Source organism: Paracoccus sediminilitoris (assembly GCF_003259195.1).
Lineage (GTDB): Bacteria > Pseudomonadota > Alphaproteobacteria > Rhodobacterales > Rhodobacteraceae > Paracoccus > Paracoccus sediminilitoris.
The window spans coordinates 21,249-45,947 of record NZ_QJPK01000012.1; the positions used below are offsets into that span (position 1 = coordinate 21,249).

Consider the following 24,699-nt stretch of genomic DNA (forward strand, 5'->3'; position numbering starts at 1 on the left):
GTCGTCAGACTTGATGCCAGGCAGGGGAATGGCAGGGATGATCCAGCAGACTTGCCAGGTCGTCATCCAACAGCATCGCAGTGATCGACATGCCAGCCATGTCAAGCGATGTATAGTAATGGCCGATCAGTGTTCGATGCGCCACGACGCCGCGGGCGCGCAGTCGCTGCCTGAGACGCCGGTTGATGATATACAGTTCCATCAGCGGTGTGCTGCCAAGCGAATTGACCAGCAGTGCGACCCGGTCGCCTTCGGCCGGGGCCATCTCCGACAGGATCCGATCGACGATCAGATCGGTCGCCTCATCAGCGCCGACCAGCCTGTCGCTGGCGATGCCGCGTTCACCATGTACCCCGACACCGATCTCCATTTCATCGGGACCAATCCTGAAGCTGGGGCGGCGCGTCTCGAGCGACGTGCCGGGTTCAAGGGCGATGCCCATGGTAAAGCACCGCCTCGTGGCACGTTCGACCAATTCGGCACAGCGCTCCAACGGCAGCATCCGGTCGCATGCGGCCCCGGCGATCTTGAAGATGAGGACGTTGCCGGCCACGCCACGCCGCGCCGCCCGCGTCTCGACCGGGGCCGAGGCGATGTCGTCGGTGGTGATGACCGAGCGGACCGGGATGCCCCGCGTGGCGGCCATCTCGGCGGCCATCTCGAAATTCATCACGTCGCCTGAAAAATTGCCGAAGATATGCAGCACGCCGGCCCCGCCATCGGCGGCCAGCGTCGCCGCCAGGATCGGGTCGGGCGGCGGGGCGGCAAAGACATTGCCGATGGCGACCGCATCGGCCAGACCGGACCCCACATAGCCGAAGAACCCCGGCTCATGTCCCGATCCGCCGCCGATGACCAGACCCACCTTTCCGGGGCGGGGGCCTGTCACGGCTTTCAGGGCGCGGGGCGTGCCCTCGATGGGGGCCAGCAGGCCTTCATGCGCCAGGACGGCACCTGCGATGGCCTCGGTGACGGCATCCTGGGAACGATTGAGGAATTTCTTGACCCGCATGCGCTCGGCCAGTGCGGCTGCCGGTTTGCCGGCGCGCATGGGGGCGCCGATATCGCACCCTTCGGAGGCGAGAATCGCGCGGGCCGTATCGGCATCTGTGACCATGACGTTGACCAGCTTGCCGCGCAAGGCCGCCAGAATGGCCTGCACCTTGTCCATTCCCCCCGCGACACCGATCCGGCAGGGGATCTTGCCCAGGCTGTTCAGGTCGATGCCGATGGTGCGTCCTTCAAGCGGTCCCTCGACGACCTCGCCCGTGGCCGAGATCAGCCGCCCTGCAATGCTGCCGACCGCCGCATTCGCGTACTCCTGCGCGTCCACCGCATCGAAGAAACCGCTGCTGTGGATCGTGCTTTCCGGACGCAGTGACGAGATGCCCAGAATGATGCGGTTCGCTTCGGCCAGAACGCCCATCTGTTCGGCGACCACCGGTTCACGCAGCAAAAGCGCCCGCATGTCGGGCGAGGAGACGATCGCTGGGGCCGATATCGGGATGCAGCGCGCGCCAAGGGCGTCCGCCAGCGTGGTTGCGCAGGCCTCGGGGGTCCAGGGGATCTTGGCGGTGGTTCCGCCCGTCGCCTGGACGACGCGCAGATCTTGAAGCCCGCCGCTGCGGACGTTGTCGGCCAGCGCCAGCACCGTGCGTCCCCAGGTAATCGCGATCGTATCGCCCGATTGCGCCGTCCTTGCCAAAAGCTGCGCCCCGGCCGCGCCCAACCGGTTGATCAACGGAATGCCCGGACCTTCCGAGGGGATCACCAGGCAATCCGACAGGTTGAAATGGTCCTGCAGGGTCTGCGCGATGCTGAGGGCGCGGAAGCGGTCGGGGTCGATCTCGATCGAGACGATGCCCCGGGCCCGCGCATCGGCCAGATAGGCATTCACCGTGGCGCGCGAGACACCCATCTGCGCCGCGATGTCGCCTTGGGTCATGCCATCTTCGTAATAAAGCCAAGCGGCCCAAAGCAGAGGGTCCTCGCCAAAGCGCAAGGGACTGCGGGCGATTCCGCCCACCCGTGTCGTCTGTCCGTTCGTCATGATGACGCCCGACCGGATCGGTCCGCAACCCACAGCGCCATGCTGTCCAGCAGCGCGGCCGCCGATGCCGCGCCCGGATCCACATGGCCTAGGCTGCGCGGGCCAAGGCGCGCCGCCCGACCCTTGGATGCCATCATCGCACGCGTGGCTTCGGCGCCTTTTGCCGCGGCGGAGGCGGCGTCCGCCAGAACCCGGTCAACGTCCCGGCCAGCCGCCAGGCCCGCACGGGCGACATGAGCGGCAGGCGCCCACGCGTCGATCATGGTCTTGTCACCCGGCTTGCTGGATCCGCGCGCGGCAATTCCTTCGGACATGGCGACGATCATTTCGGGCAGGCGGGTCAGGGGAATTTCGGCCTGGGGACCCAATGCCTGGGCGGCCCGCATCAGCGCACTGGCATAAAGCGGGCCCGTGGTCGCGCCGACCTCGTTCAGCAAGGCGCGGGCGGCCAGCATCATGCCATCGGCCAGCGCAGGCGCGTCACGCTCGCCTTCCGACAGCGCCTTGGCGGCGGCGGAAAAGCCCACCGACATGGCCACGCCGTGATCGGCATCGCCGATCTCGCCGTCCAGTTCGGCCAGATAATCCTGCTCGGCGACCATGCGGTCGGCAAGGCTGCGAAACAGCAAAGTCAGGTCGTGTCGGGTAAACATCTGCATAGCGGCGATTATCGGCGCGAAGCCGCGGCGATGCAATGCCGCGGCTTCGACCGTCACGCCGGGGAGAGCCGCGTCGCCACGCTGCCCGCCAGCGTCGTCAGGATCAGCGCGCAAGAGGTCGCACCCGCATCCAGGACACCGCGCGATCGTTCCCCCAGACGGCTGGCCCGGCCAAGCCGCGCGACCATGTCGATGGTGCTATCGCGCCCTTCCTCGGCCGCTTCTGCCATCGCCTTCAGCGCATTGCCGAAACCTTGGGGCAGGGCGGCCTCATAGGCGGCGATGGCTGGCACCAGACAGTCGACAAGCGTCTTGTCGCCCAATTCGGCGGCACCTGTGGTCCGGACGCCCTGAAGACCCGCCCGCAGCATGACGCCAAAGCCCTCGGCATCGACCGCCTGCCGCCCGTCGATCGCCAAGGACATGTTGCGGAACATGAAACCGTAAAGCGGCCCCATCGATCCGCCGATCTCGGTCATCAATACGTCCGACAGCGTCGAAAACGCCTTGGCCAGTGAAAGGTCCCGACCGGCAATGCGTTCGGCGGCCCGCCCGAAGCCCTTGGCCATGTTGATGCCATGATCGCCGTCACCGATCAGACCGTCGATCTCGGACAGATAGGCCTTGTTGGATACGATGACGCTTGCCAGGTCGGACACGATGCCGGACGCCGCGTGCAGATCAAGGCGCGGCTCGCCAGTGGCCTCGGGCGCGCGTTCCGTGGCAGCTTCGGCCTTGGCCGATCCGGTCCGGCGTTGGCGCGGGGTGGATATGGCGGCTGTCGGCTGGACAGATTTGCCCGACATGGTGATCCCCGGTGCGGCGCATTCGACGTCCAGCAATTCCTTCAGTTCGTCGTCCAGCGCCATGACGGTCAGCGTCGCCCCCACCATCTCGAGCGAGGTGAAGTAATTGCCGACGATGGCCCGATGCACCTTCAGACCCGCCCCCTCGAGGCCGGTCTCGATCCGGTCGTAGAGGACGTAGAGCTCGTTCACCGGCGTCGCGCCAAGACCCGAGACCAGCACCGCGACCTCGGTTCCTTCGGCCAAGTCCTGATCGTCCAGCACGATCCGCAGCATGTCGTCGGCGATGTCATCGGCGCGTTTCAGAGGCTCGACACGGGCGCCGGGTTCGCCGTGATGACCGATGCCAACCTCCATCGTGCCGGGGGTGATCTGGAAATTCGGATGCCCAACTGCGGGCAGCGTACATGGCCCAAGGCCCACGCCGACGGAACGGCAGGCATCGATGGCCTTCTGCGCGGCCGCCTGGACCTGCGCCAGATCGCCGCCCATTGCCGCGCGGGCGCCACCGATCTTCCACATGAAGATCTCTCCGGCCACGCCGCGCCGCTTGGCGCGTTCCGCGGGCGGGGCAGAGCAGACGTCGTCATTGGCCACGACCAGCGCGACCTCGATCCCGTCGGCGGCCACCATGTCGCGCGCCATCTTCACGTTCATGTTGTCGCCGGCATAATTGCCGTAAAGCACCGCGACCCCGGCCCCGCCATCCGCGGCGCGGATCGCATCGGCGAAGGCCTGCGCGGTCGGCGAGGAAAACAGCTCCCCCACCGCGACGGCGTCCACCATGTTGCGCCCGGCATAGCCGATGAAGGCGGGTTCATGGCCGGACCCGCCGCCCGTGACGATGCCGACGCGCCCCTCCTGCGGGGCAAAGCGCGACAGCACGACGCGCGGGTTCATCGGATCCTTGCGGACCAAATCACGATGCGCCTTGACGAAGCCCGCCACGGTTTCGTCGACGATGTCGTCGGGATCGTTGAAGAACCGCTGCATGGCCAGGCCGGTCCGGGTATTCACGTCGCTGCTGTCCATCATTTCACCGTATATCCGCCATCGACCAGAAGATCGGCACCGTTGATCATCGCCGCCGCGTCCGAGGCCAGAAAGACCGCCGCCGCTGCGATCTCGTCGGGTTCGGCAAAGCGGCCGACCGGGATCTGCGCCTTCATCGCGTCGCCCTTGGGGCCCGCCCATGCCTTGCGGCCCAGATCGGTCATCACCACCGTCGGAGAGATCGCGTTGACCGTGATGCCATGCTTGCCCCATTCCAGCGCCAGCGTCTTGGTGACGCCCAGGATCCCGAATTTTGCCGCGCAATAGGCCACATGCCCTTCGATTGCCACCGAACCCGCCTGGCTGGCCAGGTTGATGATGCGGCCGCCCTTGCCTGCGGCGATCATGGCGCGGCCCACGGCCTGGGCCATGGCGAAGCTGCCGGTCAGGTTGATGTCGATGGTGCGCGTCCATGCCCGGGGCGACAGATCCTCGGCCGGGGCCAGATCCACGATCCCGGCCGAGTTCACCAAGATGTCGATGCCGCCGAATGCCTCGGTTGCGCCCTCCAATGCCGATGCGATGCTGTCAGGGTCGGTCACGTCACAGACAAAGGCCTGCGCCTCGCCGGGCAGGTCGTCGGCCAGTTGGCGGGCACCCTGCAGGTTCATGTCCAAAAGCGCGACGCGCGCACCCTTGGTCGAAAAGGCCCGCGCGATGGCCGCGCCGATCCCCGAGGCGGCACCCGTCACAAGGGCGGTTCTGCCCGTCAGGGAAAAGTCCAATGAAGCTGCCATAGCGGTCCTCTATCTGACGCGGGACCGTCCCTGCGACCTTGCGGGTCGCGCGGCGGCAGGGACGATCCAAATATTCATTCCGTGAGTGGTCCCGGCACCCAAAGGCGCCGGGGAAGCGGGTCAGGCTTACTGGCGGGTGGCCAGCAGAGCGTCCACGTTTTCGGCGGTCACCGGGGTCCAAGGGACGTTGTATTCGCTGTCTGCGCCGTCATTCCACGGCATGTCGGGATATTGTTCCCAGATGCCGGACATGGGTTCGTAATCCGGGCGGACAGCCTTGATGGCAACGTCAATCGCCCCCAATGCCTGCGCCTCGCCATCCTGCAGGATGGAATCCATGCTGCCTTCCTTGACCGCGTTCAGCGCGTCGGTCACGCCATCGACGCCCGCGATGGCGAAATCACTCACGTCCATTCCGGCGGCGCGGATCGCCTCGATGGCGCCCAAGGCCATCTCGTCGTTCTGGCCGATCACGCCCTTGATGTCGTTGCCATGCGAGGTCAGCCAGTTTTCCATCAGGCTCTGCGCCTCGGCACGCGACCAGTTGGCGGTCTGGCGTTCCAGGATCTTGACGTCGGGGCATTCGGCCAAGGCCTTTTCATTGCCTTCGCCGCGCTGGATCTCGCCCGACTGGCCGATGGGGCCCTCGATGATGACGACGTCACCTTCGCAGTTCATCTTGTCCAGAACGGCCTTGGCCTCCAGATAGCCCGCCTCGACATCGTTCGACCCGACATAGGATGTCAGTTGGTCACTGTTCACGCGTGCGTTCGACCCCACGACCGGAATGCCCGCATCGACCGCCAGCTGGACCGCCGTGGCGCCCGCCTCGACGTCCATGGGCGCAAAGACGATGGCATCATAGCCTTGGGTGATCATCGTCTCGAACTGGTCCTGCTGGACCAGCGCATCATAGCGGCCGTCAAAGATCGTCAGCTCGACCATGCCCGACTGGACGGCGGGATGTTTCTGACCGGCGGCCGACCACAGCTGCATGAACTCGGCGTTCAGGCCATAGGCGGCCATGCCGATCTTGATCGGCTCGTCCTGCGCCTGGACGGCACCGGCCCCCAGTCCCAAGGCCAACACGCTGGCTGTCATCATCATCTTCGGTGTCATGTGGTTTCCTCCCTTTATGACAATCTTTTCGCTGTCCCTGCGCCCGGTGGGCGTCAGTCCTCGGACTTGCGCGAACGGTCCAGCAGCACGGCGGCAACGATCAGCCCGCCCTTGATGACCTGCTGGTAGTAGGATTCGACCCCCATCAGGTCGAGCCCGTTGTTCATCACGCCGATCAGCAGTGCGCCGATCACGGTGCCGCTGACACGACCGATGCCGCCTGCCAGGCTGGTGCCGCCGATGACCACGGCCGCGATGGCGTCCAGTTCATAGGCGACGCCGGCCTGCGGCAGGGCCGAACCGGTCCGGGCCGCCAAGATCATCCCCGCAATCCCCGCCAGCGCCCCCGAAATGGCATAGACGGCGAAACGGATGCGACGGACCGGCAGGCCGGAGACCTTGGCCGCGTGCGGATTGCCACCCACGGCATAGACATGGCGACCGAACCGCGTCCGGGTCAGGATGAAATGCGCCAGGACGAAGACCAGGCCGAACAGGATGATGGGCACGGGAATTCCCGCGATATCGCCCGTCCCGATCCAGCGATAGCCGTCGGTCAGCGCCGGCACGGGCCGACCGCCCGAATAGATCAGCGTCAGACCGCGTGCGGCCGACAGCATGCCAAGCGTCGCCACGAAAGCCGGCACGGAAAACCGGGCCACCACCGTGCCGGACACGGCCCCGACCGCGGTCCCCGTCGCAAGCCCCACCATGACCGCGATCAGCGGCATGTAGGGTGATCCTGCGACCCCCGCGGTGCTGGTCGTGGCGAAACTGGCCGACACGACCCCCACCAGGGCCACGACAGACCCGACCGACAGGTCGATCCCGCGCGTCAGGATGACGAAGGTCATGCCGATCGCCAGGATCCCGTTGATCGAGGTCTGGCGCAACACGTTGATGATGTTGCGTTGGCTGAGGAAGTTGTCGTTCACCACCGCCAGCACGACGCACAGCAGGACCAGCGCGATCAGGATGCCGTAACGCTGTGCCAACGGGCCGATGCGCGACGTGATCGTGCGCGTTTGTTCGGTTCCTGCCCCGGCCGGCGTGGCGGCCTCGATCTGCTTTTCCACCTTGATCCTCCCTTTCGTGCATCTTGCGCCGCGCGGTCGCCCGTCTGGGGCGGGCCGCGGTTTCAGGCCGCCAGATGCAGCAATCTCTCTGCGGACAACTCGGCCCGCTGCAATTCACCGGCCACGCGACCGTCGCGCATCACGACCGCGCGGTCCGCCATGCCCAGAACCTCGTCCGTCTCGGACGAGATCATGATGACGGCCCCTCCGGCACGGGTGAAATCGGACATGACGCGATAGATCTCGCGCTTGGCGCCGACATCGACGCCGCGCGTCGGCTCGTCCAACAACAGGATGCGCGGTTCGGTCAGGAACCACTTGCCCAGGACTACCTTCTGCTGGTTGCCCCCCGACAGGCTGGACACCGACAGCTTGTCCGAGGCGGTCTTAATGTTCAGCGTCTCGATCATGCGCTGCGCCGCGTCGCGTTCAGCGCCCACGCGCATCAGCTGCCCGCTGGACACGCGGTCCAGCGTTGCAAGGCAAAGGTTGTCACGGACATCCCCTGTCAGCACCAGCCCGGAATGTTTGCGGTCTTCCGTGACATAGGCCAGCCCGGCGCTGATCGCCTGGTGGGGCGTGTCGATGCGGATGGACTTGCCCTCGATGACAATCTCGCCGCCCGCATTGTCCGACAGACCGAAAAGGCGGTCGAAGATCTCGGTCCGGCCAGATCCCATCAGACCATAGAGCGCCAGGATCTCGCCGCGCCTGACGGCGAAGTTCACGTCGCGGACGCCGTGATCGGCATAAAGGTTGCGCACCGACAACAGTTCCTCCTGGCCCGGTTCATTTTCCTTGATGAATTCCTCGGTCAGGGGGCGGCCCACGACCAGCTGGATCAGGCGGTCCTTGTCGATGTCGGCCATCGCGCCCGTCTCGACGAAGGCGCCGTCGCGGAACACGGTGTAACTGTCGCAGATCGAGAAGATCTCGGACAGGCGGTGGCTGACATAGATGACGCCCTTGCCGCGGGCCGTCAGCGTCTTGATGGCCGCGAACAGCTGGTCCGCCTCGGCCTCACCCAGGGCCGAGGTCGGTTCGTCCATGATGATGATCTCGGCATCATAGCTCAGCGCCTTGGCAATCTCGACCAGCTGGATCTGGGCCACCGTCAGGTCCATCATCAGGCTTTCCGCGCGGATGCCGAAATGGAACCCGTCCAGCAATTCCTGTGCCTTGCGGTTCAGTTCACGAAAACGGACGCGGCCGAAAAGTCCAACCGGTTCGCGGCCAAGATAGATGTTTTCGGCCACGGTCATGGCCGGAACCGGGCTCAGTTCCTGCTCGATGATCGAAATTCCGTTGGCCAGGGCCTGCGATGGGCTGTCAAAGCTCATGGCCCTGCCGTCGCGCAGCAGCGTGCCGCCGTCGCGGCGATGAATGCCCATCAGGATCTTCAGGAAGGTGGACTTGCCGGCACCATTTCCGCCGCAAAGCGCGTGAACCGATCCGGGCCGCAGCGTGAAGCGGCCGTCGCGCAGGGCAAAGACGCCCCCGAAGGATTTGCGAAAGCCCGTGGCCTCCAGCAGCGGTTGTTCCATGATTGCTCCTCCAGGCATCACCCCTCCCCGGGCGACACAAATGTCAGGATTAACCCGACAAATGGCAAGGTAGAGGCTGATTCCGACATTTGTCAACCAAAGATAGTCTTTTGTCAGAAGTGCCGTGTTCCCTTGGCCGCGCCATGACCTTGCAGGATCGCTGCGCCTTGGCGGTCCAGATGCAGCAATCGCTGGCAAAACAGGGCATCGACCGTCGCCACGCGTGGCCCCGGTCACTGCCGCGCCAAGATCGATGCCGCTTTTCCAACAGCCGTGATCGTCGAAGGCTTTACAGCCCGCTCTGCCTGTCGTCGTATGCGGCCGTCGGCAAAGCGTCTGCCGTCACGCATCCAAGGGAGAGGCACGATGCCAAGATCGCTGGTTCTGGAACGCAAGGGAGAGCTGTCGCTGCGGGATATCCCCCTGCAGATGGACATGGGACCGACCGATGTCCGCATCCAGGTTCATACGGTCGGCGTCTGCGGATCCGACGTTCACTATTATACCCACGGCAAGATCGGCCCCTTCGTCGTGAACGAACCGATGGTCCTGGGGCACGAGGCTTCGGGTGTGGTGATCGAGGTCGGATCGCAGGTCCGTCACCTGAAGACGGGCGATCGCGTCTGCATGGAACCGGGCATTCCCGACCCCGCCTCGCGCGCGGCCAAACTGGGGATCTACAATGTCGATCCCGCAGTCACCTTTTGGGCGACGCCGCCCGTCCATGGCTGCCTGGCGCCGCAGGTGGTGCATCCGGCGGCCTATACCTACAAGCTGCCCGACCACGTTTCCTTTGCAGAGGGTGCGATGGTCGAACCCTTCGCGATCGGCATGCAGGCCGCATTGCGCGCGCGCATTCAGCCCGGCGACGTGGGCGTGGTCCTTGGCGCGGGCCCCATCGGCATGATGACGGCGCTGGCCGCCCTGGCCGGGGGATGCGCCAAGGTTTTGGTGGCCGATCTGGCCCAGCCCAAGCTGGACATCATCGGCGCATATCCCGGCATCGAGACGATCAACATCCGCGACAGGACTGCCGCCGAGGCGATCTTGGAATCGACCGATGGCTGGGGCGCCGACGTGGTCTTCGAATGCTCGGGCGCGGCGCCCGCCATCCTGGGCGTGCCGCAGCTGGCACGTCCGGGCGGGACGGTCGTGCTGGTCGGCATGCCCGTCGATCCGGTCCCCGTGGACATCGTCGGCCTGCAAGCCAAGGAATTGCGGATCGAGACGGTCTTCCGATATGCCAACGTCTATGACCGGGCCATCGCGCTGATCGCGGCGGGCAAGGTGGACCTGAAGCCACTGATCTCGCTCAGCCTGCCTTTCGAGGATAGCATCGCAGCCTTCGAACGTGCTGCCGAAGGTCGCGACACCGATGTGAAGATCCAGATTGAAATGCCCGGCTGATCGGCCATACCGCGCTCGGCGCCGCAGGCAGCGGCGTTAGGCTATCCATCAGCAGCTTGGGCGCGCCCACCTGCCACGGCATTCTCAGAGGTCGGCTGGTGACAGGGGGCCTATTGTCAGGATGCCTTAATTTCTGTGACGCTGCATGTTTCACGCCTTCGAAAAGGAACGGTAACACAAGTGATCTCTTCTGGCTGACCGACGCCCAGACGGCACGTTTGGCCCTCTTCTTTCCCAAGCACACGGGAAGCCCCGGGTTGACGACAAGCGGGGGCTGAACGGGATTATCTTCATCAACCGCAATGGCTGGGGCTGGTGCGACGGTGAAGGACGGACCACCATCGCTTCGAGGTCGACCTAAACGCTGCTTATGGTCCTCACAAATCGCTCTGCAGCGGATGGAAGCGTTGGAGCGAAAACGGCATCTTCGCGCGGATGATGGTCAGGCAGGCGGCCGAACATGATCTTGATCCGGTTGCGTTGTTTGTACCGTCGCCTGTCATGTTTCACGGCTTTCTTGCGTGACTTTCGACCGGGGATGCAACCTTTATCCCGTTGTCTTTCAACGCTTGTCATAGCCAATCGGCAGGCTACTCAACAGCGCGGCTGCGCCGGTGTCATCGCTCACCTGTCCGGCCGACATGAAGACCTGAATCGGGCGGCCCTTCGCATCAGTGACGGCATGTCACTTCGTGTTCATGCCGCCCTTCGTGCGCCCGATTTGGCGAGCACGCCGCCCTTTTTTACCCGCAGGCTGGAGGCCGTACGGTGCGCTTTCAAACAGGTCGCGTCGATGATAATGGTCTTGTGATCGGCGCCTTCGGCGGCCAGGCCCGCCATGATCCGGGCGAAGACGCCCTTTTCACTCCAGCGTTTCCAGCGGTTGTAGAGAGTTTTGGCCGGACCAATCCCCAAGCGCGTCGCACCACCGCAAACCATTGCGATTAATGAAGATTATACCACTCAGAACCCTTCGATCAACAACCCGGGGCTTGCCATGGCTCTTGGAGAAAACGGTTTCAAGCGCTCAATCTGCGCCTCGGCCAGCCAGTAAAGATTGCTCATAGATCAGGTCTCCTTGCGGAGCCTGAATCACGGCAACAAACTGAAATCAATGGGTCTGGAGCCTAGGCCTTCCATCACGGAACAATTTGACCCGGTCGTCGACAGTCGTTTGGGATCAACCGGAACCTTCAGTTGGCATCGTCTCGTACCGTCGCAGCGGATGTAGATGCGGCAATCTCCGCTGGCTCATATTCGCCGTTCAGACGCATTTGATGTATTGTCACTTGCCAGCAGCGCAGTTGCGCGCCCGCGCCATCGCAACGGCGCAAGTGCTATCCGCTCATTCTGCTCGTAACGGAATGGATGGGGTCCCCGATGCGCGCTCAGACATCCGACCTGCTTGTCGATGCCACAGCGGCGCGTTGGCAACTCGTTGGTGATCACGAGTTCATCCAATGGTTGGGGAACGACGCCAGAGCCACGGAGTTAACACTGATGTCGAACAACTACCTGACAGCGAAAGCAGGCGACACTGGCATGCTGTTCATCAAAGGCCGCATATCCTGGCCGGCCCAGGGGCCCATCATTACACGGTGAATGCCGACGCTCACCTGCCTGCTATGAAGTCATACCATCCCGTGCCGGACCTTTAATGCTTTAACCCAGCCTGGCTGATATTCCAGCTATTCAGAAAGCTGCACACCAGCGGTTTCCGCATTCCACCATCGCCCCTTGTAAGGAGGCCCGCAATGCTCATCCGCTTTGGCTTTGAAGTCGTCATCAGCGCCCCAAACCCGGTCCCCCTGATCCTTGCGCTGTCACCGCACCCATCGGTGGCTGGTCGCATTCTGGGCGCGAACAAGATTTTAACTGAACCGCAAATGCCAGTCGAAGAATTCATCGACCCGTTCGGCAATCGCCGGGCGCGTATGGTACCGCCGCCCGGTCGGTCACGGCTGTGGTCCGACGATGTGATCCAGGTTGACGGGCAGCCTGACGTCTTTGATTGGAACGCACGCCAGCATGAGATCGCGCACCTTCCGCCCGAAACGCTCCCTTTCCTGACAGCCAGCCGATATTGCGAATCCGATGTGCTGATGCAGCAGGCCTGGGATCTTTTCGGAACGACACGGCCCGGTTGGGCTCGGGTGCAGGCAATCTGCAACTTCGTCCACAACCACCTGACCTTCGGCTACAAGTTCGGCCGCCCGACGAAAACCGCCGTTCATGCCATGTCCGAGGCGACGGGCGTCTGCAGGGATTTCGCGCATCTGGCGATCGCGCTGTGCCGGGCCATGAATATCCCCGCCCGCTATGCCAGTGGCTATCTTGGCGACATTGGCGTTCCGCCATCCGGTCCTGGCGACTTTTGTGCGTGGTTCGAGGTTTATCTTGAGGATCGCTGGTTCACTTTTGACGCGCGGTACAACACCCCGAGGATCGGTCGGGTCTTGATGGTGCGGGGGCGCGACGCGGCGGATGGGGCCATGGTCACGTCGTTTGGCAGTTATACGCTGGAATCGCTGAGCGTCTGGACGGATGAGCTGCCAGATGATGTGACCGAGGCTGCTGTCTTGGCTCAGCTGGAGCATCTTCCCGAGGCACCGGCGCTGACACTTGCCATGGCTGGCTCCTCCTGAGCCTGTGCCAGTTGCCGCTGATCCGGCGCCGAACAGATGCGCTGTTTGTTGTTTCACCTGTGGCATCTCAGCCTCTGCCGATTTCCGTATCTATCCTTGGCAAAAGGTTTAAGATGCCAAGTCCGTCGAACCTTCGACGGCTTTACAGGAGCCGACCATGGCCAAGGGCATGAACAAGCGTAAACGCGACGAAAAAAAGCCCAAGAAGGAAAAGCCCAAGACAAGCGCCGCTGCACCCAGCACCAAGGATGCTGTGTCCAATGCGGTCGCCCGGGCTGGAAAATGAGTCACGCCTCAGAGACACGTGCGTCACGCGACGAGCACCTTGTCGAGGACGCGCAAGACACACAATCGATCGTCGTCACTTGCGTGGAGCTTGGGATGACGCTCAGCCAGGCGACCAGTTTTGCTGAGCGGAGCATCGAAAGCCGGCGCAAGCTGCGGCTTTGACCGGGTCGGCGGCCAGTTCACCTATCAACTGGCTGCCCACCTTCTTTGCTTAGCGGATTTTGGGAGAGGCCCGTTCGGGCGGCGCCGGCCTTTGTTTCAAGGCAATGCCTGCTGGCGGGCTTGTACCAGTTACAGCCACCGATAAATCAGCACCCGCATAATCAAACACAACCTCGTCAAGACCCAGGTCACTTACGAAGGGCGGGGCATGACGACGCCCGCTTCGGTCTGCACGCGCCGCCCAACCTGTTGAATGATGCAGATTTGACAGATTGGGCGTTTGCATTATGAGAGATCGGACATAAGGATCCGATGGTCGGCGGTTCGAACCCTCTCTGTTCGGCGGGCAGTCGGCCCCGCATCCGGCATGATCAAGTCATTTGAAAGACGTAACGGCACCATGCTTTGGGGTATTCGAGAACTGATGAAACCCGCCCTGTCGGTGATCGACATGATTCCCGACGTTCATCGCACGCCCGCTTTGGCCGCATTGCGCAAAGCCGTGCATGAGGGGCGTGCGGGCGATATGCGGTTGGACAGGGACGACCGGGATCTGGCGTTTTTCGACGGACAGGTGGCGCTGACCTCGCCCATCGGGGCGCGGCTGCTGATGGCGCTGTACCAGCAGGGCCGGATCAAGTTGAAGAAGCCCGCCGCCAGGAAATTGCCCACTCTCTCTGCCTATATCCAAACCGAACCGGCCTTTCGTGCCGAGGTCCAGCGCCTGCTGGCCGAAGACGACGCCCGGCGCGCCCGGCTTGCCGCGATCATCGCCGACCCCGCATGCGCGTCCCCGGAGGAAATCACCCCCCAACTGATCGACAAGCTGGCCAATGCCCAATTGGGCCATGGCGTGATGGGGCAGGTTTCGGTCGCCGGTCTGACGGCGCATCGGGGTGTGGGCAAAGCCGCGGACGCCGATGAACGCACCCTTCAGGGCAGCCGCGTCCTCTGCTGGTGGATCGATGCCGACGGACGGCGCCGGGGTGACGACGAATAGGGTCGGGGATGCGGCCCGATGTCCGGCCGCTTGGGCTTCACCCCGCGCGGTTTCACCGCTAAGACGGGGCGAACATGTCCCAACCCAACCGCGAAGGCGCACGCTATGGCCGACGATCTGCTGAACAGCTTCAAGACCGGACCCGATGAACAGGGCCGCTTCGGCATCTATGGCGGCCGTTTCGTCAGCGAAACGCTGATGCCGCTGATCCTGGAACTGGAGGCGGAGTACGAGCGCGCCAAGGTGGACCCCGCTTTCGCCGCGCAGATGGATGATCTGTGGACACATTATGTCGGCCGTCCATCGCCGCTTTATTATGCGGAACGGCTGACCCAGAATCTGGGCGGTGCCAAGATCTACATGAAGCGGGACGAGCTGAACCACACCGGCGCCCACAAGATCAACAACGTGCTGGGCCAGATCCTGTTGGCGATCCGCATGGGCAAGACCCGCATTATCGCGGAAACCGGGGCGGGGCAGCATGGCGTGGCGACGGCCACTGTCTGCGCGCGCTTTGGCCTGAAATGCATCGTCTACATGGGTGCGCATGACGTCGAACGTCAGGCGCCGAACGTCTTCCGCATGCGCCTTCTGGGGGCCGAGGTCGTGCCGGTGACCAGCGGTCGCGGCACGCTGAAGGATGCGATGAACGACGCGCTGCGCGATTGGGTGACCAATGTGCGCGACACGTTCTACTGTATCGGCACCGTTGCCGGTCCGCATCCTTATCCGGCCATGGTGCGCGATTTCCAGTCGATCATCGGCAAGGAAGTACGTGAGCAGATCATGCCGCGCGAAGGCCGTCTGCCCGATACGCTGGTGGCCGCCATCGGTGGCGGATCGAACGCCATGGGGCTGTTCTATCCCTTCCTTGACGACAAGGAGGTCGGCATCATCGGCGTCGAGGCCGGGGGCAAGGGCGTCGACGACCGGATGGAGCATTGCGCCAGCCTGTCGGGCGGGCGTGCGGGTGTGCTGCACGGCAACCGCACCTATCTGCTGCAGGATGATGACGGGCAGATCCTGGAGGGACATTCGATCAGCGCGGGTCTGGATTATCCGGGGATCGGTCCTGAACATGCCTGGCTGAAGGATATGGGTCGCGCCGAATATGTCAGCATCACCGACGACGAGGCGCTGGCCGCCTTCCAGCTGTGCTGCGCCCAGGAAGGCATCATTCCCGCGCTGGAACCCAGCCACGCCTTGGCCCATGTCATCAAGATCGCACCCGATCTGCCCGCAGACCATATCATCGTGATGAACATGTGCGGACGCGGCGACAAGGACATCTTCACCGTCGCCAAACATCTGGGCGTCGAAATCACCACCTGAGGAGAGGGGGGCTTCGGCCCCCCTTTTTAACGGCTTAGCAGCAGGATGTTCAGGTCGGATTCCAGGTGCGGAAGGGGCAACAGCATGCGGGCGCGGTCGGGTGACGTGACCTCGACGATGCCGACATCGGGCACGACCTGCGGGGTCGCCATGGGGTCGACGCGCTCGGGCAGCTCTGCGTAATCGGGTGCCGTGTCGCCAGCCACATAGGCAGTCCCCAGATAGACCAGGCGATCGTTGATCACGCCGATCTGTCCCCGGCTGCGCTGCGATCCGGTCAGCTTGGCAAAACCGCCATCGCGGTCGATCCGGCATGTGAAGGGCGCATAAACGACTAAGGCTAGGTCGCGCCCCAGCTTCAGCATGCGGCATGACCAGTCCCCCGGCAGGACCGAGCTTGCCTCGCCCAAGGGGAGCGCCTCGCCCGACAGGCCCTCGATCAACACCTGAAGATCGGATGCCGATCCGCTGGCCAGAGCGCGCCGCAGGCTGTGGCCCGCCACGCTGTCCAGCTGTTCAAGACGCGCGACGTCGTCGGGCCGGATGTCGCCGGACAGATCCGTCCCGAAACCCATTGCCTTCGTGGCCAGCAGAAGGGCCGCGATCAGTCCGATACTAAAGCGTGCTGGTTTCGGCATGACGCTTCAACAACTCCAGTGGGACGATATCCATGGCGCGCTGATGGGTCGATGCCAGCACGACCTTGGGTGCCGCAAATTCCTGCGCCGCCTGCAGGAACCGACTGGCGCAAAGGCACCAGCGGTCGCCCGCCTTCAGGCCCGGAAATCCGAATTCGGGGCGCGGCGTGGTCAGGTCGTTGCCCAGATAGCGCGACATGGCCAGAAATTCATCCGTTAGGATGACGCAGACCGTGTGGCTGCCCCGATCCTGCGGGCCGGTATCGCAGCAGCCGTTGCGATAGAAGCCGGTCATCGGCCTGGTCGAACAGAGCTGCAGGTCTTCTCCCAGAACGTTCAGCGATGGTTCCATGCGCTTGCCTTTCCTTTTTCGACAGCCTAAGCGGCGCGCGCGGTTTTCGAAAGGCCGCTTTCGGTCCGAATGGGGCGTCAGATCGCCATGGGTGACCATCGCACCCATCGGCCATGAAAATCGGCGCGGCCAAGCGACCAGTCGCGCCTGCGCCCGTCCCACAGCGTCAGCGTCAGGGCCGCACCGTCGCCGCCATCCGCCTCCATCTGCAGATGCGCCAAGGGACGTTCGGGGCTGGTCCGTGCACCGGCCATGGTCAGCGCAGCCGCACAGGCCGCGCCGGTCGCCGAGGGGAAATACTGCGCGGCGACAGTATGGAAGACCAGCACCGTTCCACGGGCGGGCGTCTGCAGTTGCGCCGTCAGCCACTGCCCGGCATCGCCGCGAGCAACGCGGGGCGGGTCTTGCCGTGCCAGTTCCAGGGCAGCCTGCAGCCGGGCCATGCGGGCGGTCTGATCGGCCCAGCAATAGGCCATCAGCCGCAGCCCGTCACGTTCGGGGTCCAGCGGGTTCAGGTCGACCCCGCGCCGGCTGGCCACGGTGAACTGTCCTTCAGGAATGTCTCCCTGCCATTCGGGCGTCAGGGACACGCCGGTCTCTGACGGCCCAAGATGATACTTGTCGAAATTCAGGTTCAACCCCGCCGAGGCCCCAAGTTCGCGCAGATGCAGGGGCTGGGGGCCCAAGGTCGCCAGAAACCGCGCCGCCGCGATCAGCGGTGCGGATCGCGCGACCTCGTTCGTCTGCGGGGGACTGGTCAGCCAGTGCAGGATGTGATCGGGGTGATCCTGCAGCACGCGGATCAGCAGGGCATCGGGGACATTCCGGTCCTGATAGGCCTGTGCCAGCGGCGCATGCGCATCCGTCAGGACCAGCGCATGCAACGCGCCGCACAGACGCAGGGGCAGCGAATCCGCCCGGCTTAGGGGATCGCCTGGCCAGTTCAGGATCTGCTTGGCGACGTGACCCTGCGCGGGGTCCAGGATGCGCGCGAAGCCTTCGCACAGGGCCGCCGTCAGGGGCGACCCCAGCTGATGACAGGATCGGGCCTGATCAAGGAATGCCGCGCGCACTGTCATTTGAAACGATCTGTCAGCGATTTCAGCTTGTCGGCAAAGGCCGTTGGAGCAGGCGCGGGGCGTTCGGGCCGTTGGGCGCGTGGGGCAAGGCTGTCCTGGGCCGTGGCGGGGCCTTCTGTGCCGCTGTTGCGAGCCGGATTGACCCGCGCCGCGACCGCGTTCTGGAACCGGCTACCATCGCCCGCCGCTAGCGCTGCCGCCCCGTCCGAGATGCCGCGCATCAGGTCGTCCAGCCAATCCTGGTCCGCCTTGGCGAAATCGGACAGCACATAGCCTGCCACCCGGTCCTTGTGGCCCGGATGCCCGATGCCCAGTCTGACACGGCCGTATTCCGCCCCGATATGCTGATGAATGGAACGCAGCCCGTTATGGCCCGCATGACCGCCGCCCTGCTTGACGCGGCATTTGCCCGGCGCCAGATCCAGTTCGTCATGCAGCACGATCACGTCCGCGGGTTCAAGCTTCAGATAGCGCATCGCCTCGCCCACCGACTGGCCCGACAGGTTCATGAAGGTCTGTGGCTTGAGCAGGGTGACGCGCGTATCACCCAAGCGGCCTTCGGCGGACAGGGACTGAAAACGGGTCTTCCAGGGGATGAAACCATGATCCTCGGCCATGCGATCAAGGGCCATGAAACCGATATTGTGACGGTTGGCTGCATATTTCGCGCCGGGATTGCCCAGCCCCACGATCAGTTTCACGCGCATCTCCTGTGGCGGCCTGCGGCAATTGCCCCGCCCGAATTTCGTTCCATCCCTTGCGGCTGACCTTGCCGGTTACTAAGACTCTGTCAACCTATCGCGTCTAACACGGGTTCTAGTACCCGGTCGAATCGCGGGGACAGGGACCAAAGAAGGACTGAAGATGAGCGATCCGGCAGAATTCTACATGAACACCCTTGTTCCGATGGTGGTCGAACAGACCTCTCGGGGGGAACGCGCCTATGACATCTTCTCGCGGTTGCTGAAGGAACGGATCATCTTCGTTTCCGGCCCCGTCCATGACGGAATGTCGACGCTGATCTGCGCGCAGCTGCTGTTCCTTGAGGCCGAGAACCCGAACAAGGACATCAGCATGTACATCAACAGCCCCGGTGGCGTCGTCACCTCGGGTCTGTCGATCTATGACACGATGCAGTATATCCGCCCGCGCGTTTCGACGCTGGTCGTGGGGCAGGCGGCATCCATGGGGTCGCTGCTGCTGGCGGCCGGTGAAAAGGGCCTGCGCTATTCGCTGCCCAACAGCCGCGTGATGGTGCACCAGCCCTCGGGCGGGTATCAGGGCCAGGCGACCGACATCCTGATCCATGCGCGCGAAACTGAAAAGCTGAAGCGCCGCCTGAACGACATCTATGTCCAGCACACGGGGCGTCCATTGGACGAGGTCGAGGCCGCGCTGGAGCGCGACCGCTTCATGTCGCCCGAGGAAGCCAAGGACTGGGGCCTGATCGACGAGGTCGTCGCGCCCCGCGGCAAGGCCGAAGCGGAAAAGAAATAGGTCCGTTGGGGATTGTGACGGGCACGGCCTGTCCTTAAACTGATGACAAATACCCGTGCCGGCGCAGCCCGGCGCGGGCAATCCGAAGACGCGGCGTTCGGGAACCCCCGACGTCGCCCGCCTGCCAAAGCGCATCGGCGGCAATGAAGGAAGTGGACGATGGCCAACCAGTCCGGCAACGACAGCAAGAACACGCTCTATTGCAGCTTTTGCGGCAAGAGCCAGCACGAGGTCCGAAAGCTGATTGCCGGGCCGACCGTGTTCATCTGCGACGAATGCGTCGAGCTTTGCATGGACATCATCCGCGAAGAGACAAAGACGAACGGTCTGAAGACCGGAGAGGGCGTGCCCACCCCGCGCGAGATCTGCGGTGTCCTGGACGACTACGTGATCGGTCAGGAACATGCCAAGCGTGTTCTGTCGGTCGCCGTGCACAATCACTACAAGCGCCTGAACCACGGCTCCAAGACCGATATCGAACTGGCCAAGTCGAACATCCTGCTGATCGGCCCGACGGGCTGCGGCAAGACGCTGCTGGCGCAGACCCTGGCGCGTATCCTGGACGTGCCCTTCACGATGGCCGACGCCACGACGCTGACCGAAGCCGGGTACGTGGGCGAGGATGTCGAGAACATCATCCTGAAGCTGCTGCAATCCAGTGAATACAATGTCGAACGTGCGCAGCGCGGCATCGTCTATATCGACGAGGTCGACAAGATCACCCGCAAGTCCGACAACCCCTCGATCACGCGCGACGTGTCGGGCGAGGGCGTTCAGCAGGCGCTGCTGAAGATCATGGAAGGCACCGTGGCCAGCGTTCCGCCGCAGGGCGGTCGCAAGCATCCCCAGCAAGAGTTCCTGCAGGTGGACACGACAAACATCCTGTTCATCTGCGGCGGCGCCTTTGCGGGTCTGGACCGGATCATCCAGCAGCGCAACAAGGGAACGGCCATGGGCTTTGGCGCCGCGGTCAAGGAAAACACCGACAAGGGTGTCGGCGAGACCTTCAAGGAACTGGAGCCCGAGGATCTGCTGAAATTCGGCCTGATCCCGGAATTCGTCGGCCGTCTGCCGGTCATCGCCACGCTGACCGATCTGGATGAAGAAGCGCTGATCATCATCCTGACCAAGCCCAAGAACGCTCTGATCAAGCAATATCAGCGCCTGTTCGACCTGGAAGGCGTCAAGCTGACCTTCACCGAGGATGCCCTGACGGCCATCGCCGCCCGCGCCATCAAGCGCAAGACCGGTGCGCGCGGCCTGCGTTCGATCCTCGAGGAGATCCTGCTGGAGACGATGTTCGAACTGCCGGGTATGGACAGCGTCGAAGAGGTTGTCGTCAACGAGGAGGCCGTCGAGATGGCATCGGCAAAGCCGCTGCTGATCCACGCCGATCCCAAGAAGGAAAGCGCCTCGGCCGGTTGATCCGGGTCGGGCGTCCCGAAAGTGCGCCGAGGCTGGACCTCGGGCGCTTTTCGGGGCATATCGTCACGAAATTCCGATCGATGAGGTCCTGTCGATGTCCTATCCCCTGCGCTTTCTGACCTGGTGGAACAGCCAGACGCTCAATACCCAGTTCTGGACCTGGCGGAACGGCGTCAAGGTTGGCGAGGATGGCAACGGAAACGTCTTCTACAAAAGCAAGGACGGCAAGCGTCGTTGGGTCATCTATGACGGCGAGGCCGAGGCAAGTCGGGTCAGCCCGGAATGGCACGGCTGGCTGCACCACACCTGGAACGAGCCCCCGACCGAGGTTCCGGTCCCGCGCAAGGCGTGGGAACAGCCGCACAAGGCCAACCAGACCGGCACCCTGGACGCTTATGTCCCGGCCGGCTCGCTGTCCCGCGTTCAGCCGGTCACGCGTAGCGACTATGATGCTTGGCAGCCTGAATAAATGACCTCTGCGACGACCGAAGCGCGGGCGGAACTGATCGCGGGCGCTTTAGTGCTGGCTGTGGCTGGAGGGTTTTTGGCCTGGACGGCACAGGGCAAATGGGATGGCGGTGGCGGTTATCAGGTCACCGCGTCGTTTCCCGACGTGGATGGTGTCAGTGTCGGGACCGAAATCCGTTTGGCAGGCGTCCGGATTGGCCGCGTCAGCGACATCCGTTTGAACCCGCAGACCTACTTGGCAGATGCTGTTTTCCAGATCCCTGATGATGTCGTGCTTCCCGCCGACAGCGCGGCGCTGATTCAGTCGGACGGTCTGCTGGGTGGGGCCTATATCCAGCTGCAGCCAGGCGGCAGCATGGACAATCTGGCGCCGGGCGATGAGATCGAGGATGTGCAAGGTGCCGTCAGCCTGTTGCAATTGATGATGAAATTTGTGGACAGCCAGGCCGCCAACGAACCCGAGGTCACGCCATGATGAAAGTGCTTCTTTGCTTGGCATGTCTTGCCGCCCCTGCCATGGCGCAGGACACGCAGCAGGGCAAGGCAGCCATGCTGCGGGGGCTGGACAAGGTTTCGGGACGGACGACCGATCTGCTGGTCCCCGTTGGCGACGCTGTCCGTTATGGCCGCCTGGAGGTTCGGGTGGGAGAGTGCCGCTATCCGTCCAGCGATCCCAGTTCGGACGCCTTTGCCCAGATGACGATTACCGATCTGCGCCAGAACACAACCGTCTTTGCAGGGTGGATGATCGCCAGTTCGCCTGCGTTGTCGGCATTGGACGACGCGCGCTATGACGTCTGGGTCATGTCCTGCCAAAGCTGATGATCCGTGATCGGATCAAAGGCCCGGAAATCGGCCTTGCGCTTCAACGCCTGCGATAGCTGCTGCTGATAGATGCAACGCTGGATCTCCATGCCACCCATCCGGGCCAGATGCGGTGTCAGGAACTGGGTGTCAAACAGACTGAAACCGCAGCGCGCCAGATGGTCGGATGACCAAAGCAGCGCCATCTTGGACCCGTTCGTCTGCGCGGACACCATGGATTCACCGAAGAACGCCGCACCCAAAGTCACCCCGAACATCCCGCCTGCGAATTCGCCGTGACGGCGGATTTCGATCGCGTGGGCGTGCCCGGCCCTGTGAAGCTGCCCGTATAGTTTCGCCAGAGGCGCGTTGATCCAGGTCGTGTCTCGATCGCCGCAGATGGCGACGATGCGGTCGAAATCGCTGTCCAGATGCGCCGACCATCCGCCCCGGCGAAGATCGCGCAGCAGCGATCGCGACGCATGGACAGCACCGATGGGAAGGACCCCCCGCATAGGGGGATCGAACCAGTAAAGCCGATCATCATCGGCGCTTTCCGCCATGGGAAAGACGCCGCGTGCATAGCCGGTCAGCAGTTGCGACGGCGTCAGCACTGCTGTCTCAGCCGAAATGCAGGGCCAGCCACCGTTCAAGCCAGTGGATCGAATAGTTGCCGGACAGGATGTCAGGTTCCTGCAGCAGCGCATCGAACAGCGGCACGGTGGTATCGACACCGTCGACGATCAGCTCGCCCAAGGCGCGCGACAGGCGGGCCAGGGCTTCGTTGCGGTCCCGGCCATGCACGATCAGCTTGCCGATCAGGCTGTCGTAATAGGGCGGGATCGAATAGCCCTGATAAAGCGCCGAATCCATCCGCACGCCCAGACCGCCCGGCGCGTGATACTGGGTGATCTTGCCAGGGCAGGGCGAGAAGCCCGGCACTTTTTCGGCGTTGATCCGCACTTCGATCGAATGGCCGTTGATGACCAGGTCTTCCTGGTGGAACTCCATCGGCAGACCGGCGGCGACGCGGATCTGTTGGCGGACCAAGTCGACGCCGAAGATGGCCTCGGTCACCGGGTGTTCGACCTGAAGGCGGGTGTTCATCTCGATGAAATAGAACTCGCCATCCTCGAACAGGAATTCGATCGTGCCGGCACCGGCATAGCCGATCTTGGCGATGGCATCGGCACAGATGGCCCCGATCCGGTCGCGCTGTTCCTGCGTGATCGACGGGCCCGGCGCCTCCTCCAGCACCTTCTGGTGACGGCGCTGCAACGAACAGTCGCGTTCGCCCAGGTGCACCGCGCGACCCTTTCCGTCACCAAAGACCTGGATCTCGATGTGGCGCGGACGCTGCAGGTATTTCTCGATATAGACGTCCGGGTTGCCGAAGGCCGCCTTGGCCTCGGACCGGGCTGTGCGGAAGGCGACTTCCAGACCCGCTTCGTTCTCGGCGACCTTCATGCCGCGACCGCCGCCGCCAGCGGTGGCCTTGATGATGACCGGATAGCCGATTTCGGCTGCGACGCGCTTGGCGTCCTCTACGTCGTTGACGCCACCCTCACTACCGGGAACGCAGGGGACGCCAAGCGCCTTCATGGTGTCCTTGGCGGTGATCTTGTCGCCCATGATGCGGATATGCTCCGCCCGGGGACCGATGAAGGTGATGTCGTGATCTTCCAGCATCTGCACGAAACCGGCGTTTTCCGACAGGAAACCGTAGCCGGGATGGATCGCCTGCGCGCCGGTGATCTCGCAGGCCGAGATCAGGGCAGGCATCGACAGATAGCTGTTGGTCGAGGAGGGAGGGCCGATGCAGACCGACTCGTCGGCCATGCGGACATGCATGGCGTCCGTATCGGCGGTCGAGTGGACCGCAACGGACGCGATGCCCATCTCTCGGCAGGCGCGGATCACGCGCAGCGCGATCTCGCCGCGGTTGGCGATGAGGATCTTGTCGAACATGGGGATATGCCTCACTCGACGATCATCAGGGGGGCACCGAACTCGATCGGGCTGCCGTCGTCGATCAGGATGCGCTTGACGGTGCCGGCGCGGGGCGAGGGGATGTGGTTCATGGTCTTCATGGCTTCCACGATCATCAGCGTCTCGCCCTCGGCCACGGACTGGCCGACCTGCACGAAGGCTGCGGCGCCCGGTTCGGCGGCCAGATAGGCGGTGCCGACCATGGGCGATGTCACGACGCCCGGCAGGGTCGCGGGATCTTGGTTTGCGGCGGGGGCGGGGGCGGCGGCAGGTGCCGATGGTGCAGGGGCTGCAGCCTGCGGCGCGGCGGCGGGGGCTGCCTGTTGCTGGGCGGCGGCATAGACCACCTGCTTGCCCTGCTTGGTCAGGCTGACCGTCAGGCGGTCATGTTCGCCATATTCGCGCTTGACCGAGATCTCGTTCAGCTCGCTTGCGTTCAGCAGTTGGGCCAGCGACTGGATGAAAGCCACGTCGCCTTCGTGATGCTTGCCGTTGTTGGAATCGTTGGTCATGCCGTCCTCTGCCGTGTGTTGGTCAGGCCGCGTCACGCGCGGCGATTGCGGGGCTTA

25 protein-coding genes and 2 pseudogenes are annotated in these 24,699 nt (G+C 63.7%); 12 read left to right on the forward strand and 15 right to left on the reverse strand.

Translation table 11 applies throughout. The annotated features are described in order from the left end of the window. Positions 1–4: 4 nt before the first annotated feature. The 7 genes from DKT70_RS11340 to DKT70_RS11370 all read right to left on the reverse strand — a co-directional run bounded on the left by DKT70_RS11340 (position 5) and on the right by DKT70_RS11370 (position 9,044). Positions 5–2,050 (reverse strand): bifunctional sugar-binding transcriptional regulator/dihydroxyacetone kinase subunit DhaK, encoded by a 2,046-nt coding sequence (locus tag DKT70_RS11340; protein ID WP_111559312.1) that lies wholly within the window; start codon positions 2,048–2,050, stop codon positions 5–7. Next, the gene (gene dhaL / locus DKT70_RS11345) at positions 2,047–2,709 is read right to left on the reverse strand and encodes a dihydroxyacetone kinase subunit DhaL (protein ID WP_111559247.1); all 663 of its coding nucleotides are present in this window, start codon (positions 2,707–2,709) and stop codon (positions 2,047–2,049) included. Before dhaL (DKT70_RS11345) ends, DKT70_RS11340 begins: the two co-directional genes overlap by 4 nt. Positions 2,710–2,762: 53 nt before the next feature. Then, positions 2,763–4,547 (reverse strand): dihydroxyacetone kinase subunit DhaL, encoded by a 1,785-nt coding sequence (dhaL, locus tag DKT70_RS11350; RefSeq protein ID WP_199559575.1) that lies wholly within the window; start codon positions 4,545–4,547, stop codon positions 2,763–2,765. Next, complete coding sequence (locus tag DKT70_RS11355) at positions 4,547–5,305, reverse strand: GolD/DthD family dehydrogenase (protein WP_111559248.1); 759 nt, start codon at positions 5,303–5,305, stop codon at positions 4,547–4,549. The genes dhaL (DKT70_RS11350) and DKT70_RS11355 overlap by 1 nt, the downstream gene beginning before the upstream one ends. A 126-nt stretch (positions 5,306–5,431) precedes the next feature. Next, positions 5,432–6,424: a substrate-binding domain-containing protein gene (locus DKT70_RS11360; protein ID WP_111559249.1), complete on the reverse strand. Its 993-nt coding sequence runs from the start codon at positions 6,422–6,424 to the stop codon at positions 5,432–5,434. A 53-nt stretch (positions 6,425–6,477) separates the two neighbouring features. Further along, positions 6,478–7,500 (reverse strand): ABC transporter permease, encoded by a 1,023-nt coding sequence (locus DKT70_RS11365; protein ID WP_233490539.1) that lies wholly within the window; start codon positions 7,498–7,500, stop codon positions 6,478–6,480. 62 nt (positions 7,501–7,562) lie between these two features. Then, positions 7,563–9,044, reverse strand: a complete 1,482-nt coding sequence (locus DKT70_RS11370) for a sugar ABC transporter ATP-binding protein (RefSeq protein ID WP_111559250.1) — start codon at positions 9,042–9,044, stop codon at positions 7,563–7,565. Between the two features lie 366 nt (positions 9,045–9,410). Here DKT70_RS11370 and DKT70_RS11375 point away from each other — a divergent pair, with 366 nt between their 5' ends. Beyond that, complete coding sequence (locus tag DKT70_RS11375; protein WP_111559251.1) at positions 9,411–10,451, forward strand: NAD(P)-dependent alcohol dehydrogenase; 1,041 nt, start codon at positions 9,411–9,413, stop codon at positions 10,449–10,451. A gap of 194 nt (positions 10,452–10,645) precedes the next feature. Beyond that, positions 10,646–10,773 (forward strand): annotated as a pseudogene (locus DKT70_RS18865) (IS5/IS1182 family transposase); the annotation flags it as partial. Positions 10,774–10,892: 119 nt separating this feature from the next. Here the strand turns inward: DKT70_RS18865 and DKT70_RS11385 are convergent. Continuing rightward, positions 10,893–11,516: pseudogene (locus tag DKT70_RS11385) on the reverse strand (IS5 family transposase); the annotation flags it as partial. A 315-nt stretch (positions 11,517–11,831) separates the two neighbouring features. Between DKT70_RS11385 and DKT70_RS18395 the strand changes: the two are divergent. From DKT70_RS18395 to trpB, 5 genes are all read left to right on the forward strand, one after another. Further along, on the forward strand, positions 11,832–12,053 hold the full coding sequence (locus DKT70_RS18395; RefSeq protein ID WP_111559252.1) for a hypothetical protein: 222 nt from the start codon (positions 11,832–11,834) through the stop codon (positions 12,051–12,053). A 152-nt stretch (positions 12,054–12,205) separates the two neighbouring features. Then, positions 12,206–13,096, forward strand: coding sequence for a transglutaminase-like domain-containing protein (locus DKT70_RS11395; RefSeq protein WP_111559253.1), 891 nt, complete (start codon positions 12,206–12,208; stop codon positions 13,094–13,096). Positions 13,097–13,253: 157 nt separating this feature from the next. Continuing rightward, positions 13,254–13,382, forward strand: coding sequence for a hypothetical protein (locus tag DKT70_RS18645; RefSeq protein WP_267895650.1), 129 nt, complete (start codon positions 13,254–13,256; stop codon positions 13,380–13,382). Between the two features lie 588 nt (positions 13,383–13,970). Beyond that, positions 13,971–14,546, forward strand: coding sequence for a hypothetical protein (locus tag DKT70_RS11400; protein WP_158530023.1), 576 nt, complete (start codon positions 13,971–13,973; stop codon positions 14,544–14,546). Positions 14,547–14,651: 105 nt separating this feature from the next. After that, positions 14,652–15,878: a tryptophan synthase subunit beta gene (gene trpB / locus DKT70_RS11405; RefSeq protein WP_111559255.1), complete on the forward strand. Its 1,227-nt coding sequence runs from the start codon at positions 14,652–14,654 to the stop codon at positions 15,876–15,878. A 26-nt stretch (positions 15,879–15,904) separates the two neighbouring features. Here the strand turns inward: trpB and DKT70_RS11410 are convergent, their stop codons facing one another. From DKT70_RS11410 to pth, 4 genes are all read right to left on the reverse strand, one after another. Further along, positions 15,905–16,516 (reverse strand): DUF4893 domain-containing protein, encoded by a 612-nt coding sequence (locus DKT70_RS11410; RefSeq protein WP_111559256.1) that lies wholly within the window; start codon positions 16,514–16,516, stop codon positions 15,905–15,907. After that, a complete protein-coding gene (locus DKT70_RS11415) occupies positions 16,494–16,868 on the reverse strand; it encodes a DUF2237 family protein (protein ID WP_111559257.1) in 375 nt (124 codons plus the stop codon). The genes DKT70_RS11410 and DKT70_RS11415 overlap by 23 nt, the downstream gene beginning before the upstream one ends. Positions 16,869–16,945: 77 nt before the next feature. Further along, entirely contained in the window at positions 16,946–17,947 is a 1,002-nt protein-coding gene (locus DKT70_RS11420) for a DUF2332 domain-containing protein (protein ID WP_111559258.1), read from the reverse strand. Then, on the reverse strand, positions 17,944–18,648 hold the full coding sequence (gene pth / locus DKT70_RS11425; RefSeq protein WP_111559315.1) for an aminoacyl-tRNA hydrolase: 705 nt from the start codon (positions 18,646–18,648) through the stop codon (positions 17,944–17,946). The genes DKT70_RS11420 and pth overlap by 4 nt, the downstream gene beginning before the upstream one ends. 163 nt (positions 18,649–18,811) lie before the next feature. Between pth and DKT70_RS11430 the strand changes: the two genes are divergently transcribed. The 5 genes from DKT70_RS11430 to DKT70_RS11450 all read left to right on the forward strand — a co-directional run bounded on the left by DKT70_RS11430 (position 18,812) and on the right by DKT70_RS11450 (position 22,159). Further along, a complete protein-coding gene (locus DKT70_RS11430) occupies positions 18,812–19,444 on the forward strand; it encodes an ATP-dependent Clp protease proteolytic subunit (protein ID WP_111559259.1) in 633 nt (210 codons plus the stop codon). Positions 19,445–19,603: 159 nt separating this feature from the next. Continuing rightward, positions 19,604–20,869: an ATP-dependent Clp protease ATP-binding subunit ClpX gene (gene clpX, locus DKT70_RS11435; RefSeq protein WP_111559260.1), complete on the forward strand. Its 1,266-nt coding sequence runs from the start codon at positions 19,604–19,606 to the stop codon at positions 20,867–20,869. Positions 20,870–20,963: 94 nt separating this feature from the next. Continuing rightward, positions 20,964–21,338, forward strand: a complete 375-nt coding sequence (locus tag DKT70_RS11440; RefSeq protein ID WP_111559261.1) for an NADH:ubiquinone oxidoreductase subunit NDUFA12 — start codon at positions 20,964–20,966, stop codon at positions 21,336–21,338. Further along, a complete protein-coding gene (gene mlaD, locus DKT70_RS11445; RefSeq protein WP_111559262.1) occupies positions 21,339–21,812 on the forward strand; it encodes an outer membrane lipid asymmetry maintenance protein MlaD in 474 nt (157 codons plus the stop codon). It abuts the gene before it with no gap. A gap of 41 nt (positions 21,813–21,853) precedes the next feature. Then, positions 21,854–22,159 (forward strand): DUF2155 domain-containing protein, encoded by a 306-nt coding sequence (locus DKT70_RS11450; protein WP_233490540.1) that lies wholly within the window; start codon positions 21,854–21,856, stop codon positions 22,157–22,159. Here the strand turns inward: DKT70_RS11450 and aat are convergent. From aat to accB, 3 genes are read right to left on the reverse strand one after another with little or no spacing between them, the layout of a single operon-like run. Further along, positions 22,126–22,755: a leucyl/phenylalanyl-tRNA--protein transferase gene (aat, locus tag DKT70_RS11455; protein WP_233490541.1), complete on the reverse strand. Its 630-nt coding sequence runs from the start codon at positions 22,753–22,755 to the stop codon at positions 22,126–22,128. The two genes, DKT70_RS11450 and aat, sit on opposite strands and share 34 nt — an antisense overlap. Before the next feature lie 7 nt (positions 22,756–22,762). Beyond that, positions 22,763–24,109 carry an acetyl-CoA carboxylase biotin carboxylase subunit gene (accC, locus tag DKT70_RS11460; protein ID WP_111559264.1) on the reverse strand — a complete coding sequence of 449 codons (1,347 nt, stop codon included), beginning with the start codon at positions 24,107–24,109 and terminating at the stop codon, positions 22,763–22,765. Between the two features lie 11 nt (positions 24,110–24,120). After that, positions 24,121–24,642: an acetyl-CoA carboxylase biotin carboxyl carrier protein gene (accB, locus tag DKT70_RS11465; RefSeq protein WP_111559265.1), complete on the reverse strand. Its 522-nt coding sequence runs from the start codon at positions 24,640–24,642 to the stop codon at positions 24,121–24,123. Between the last annotated feature and the right edge of the window lie 57 nt (positions 24,643–24,699).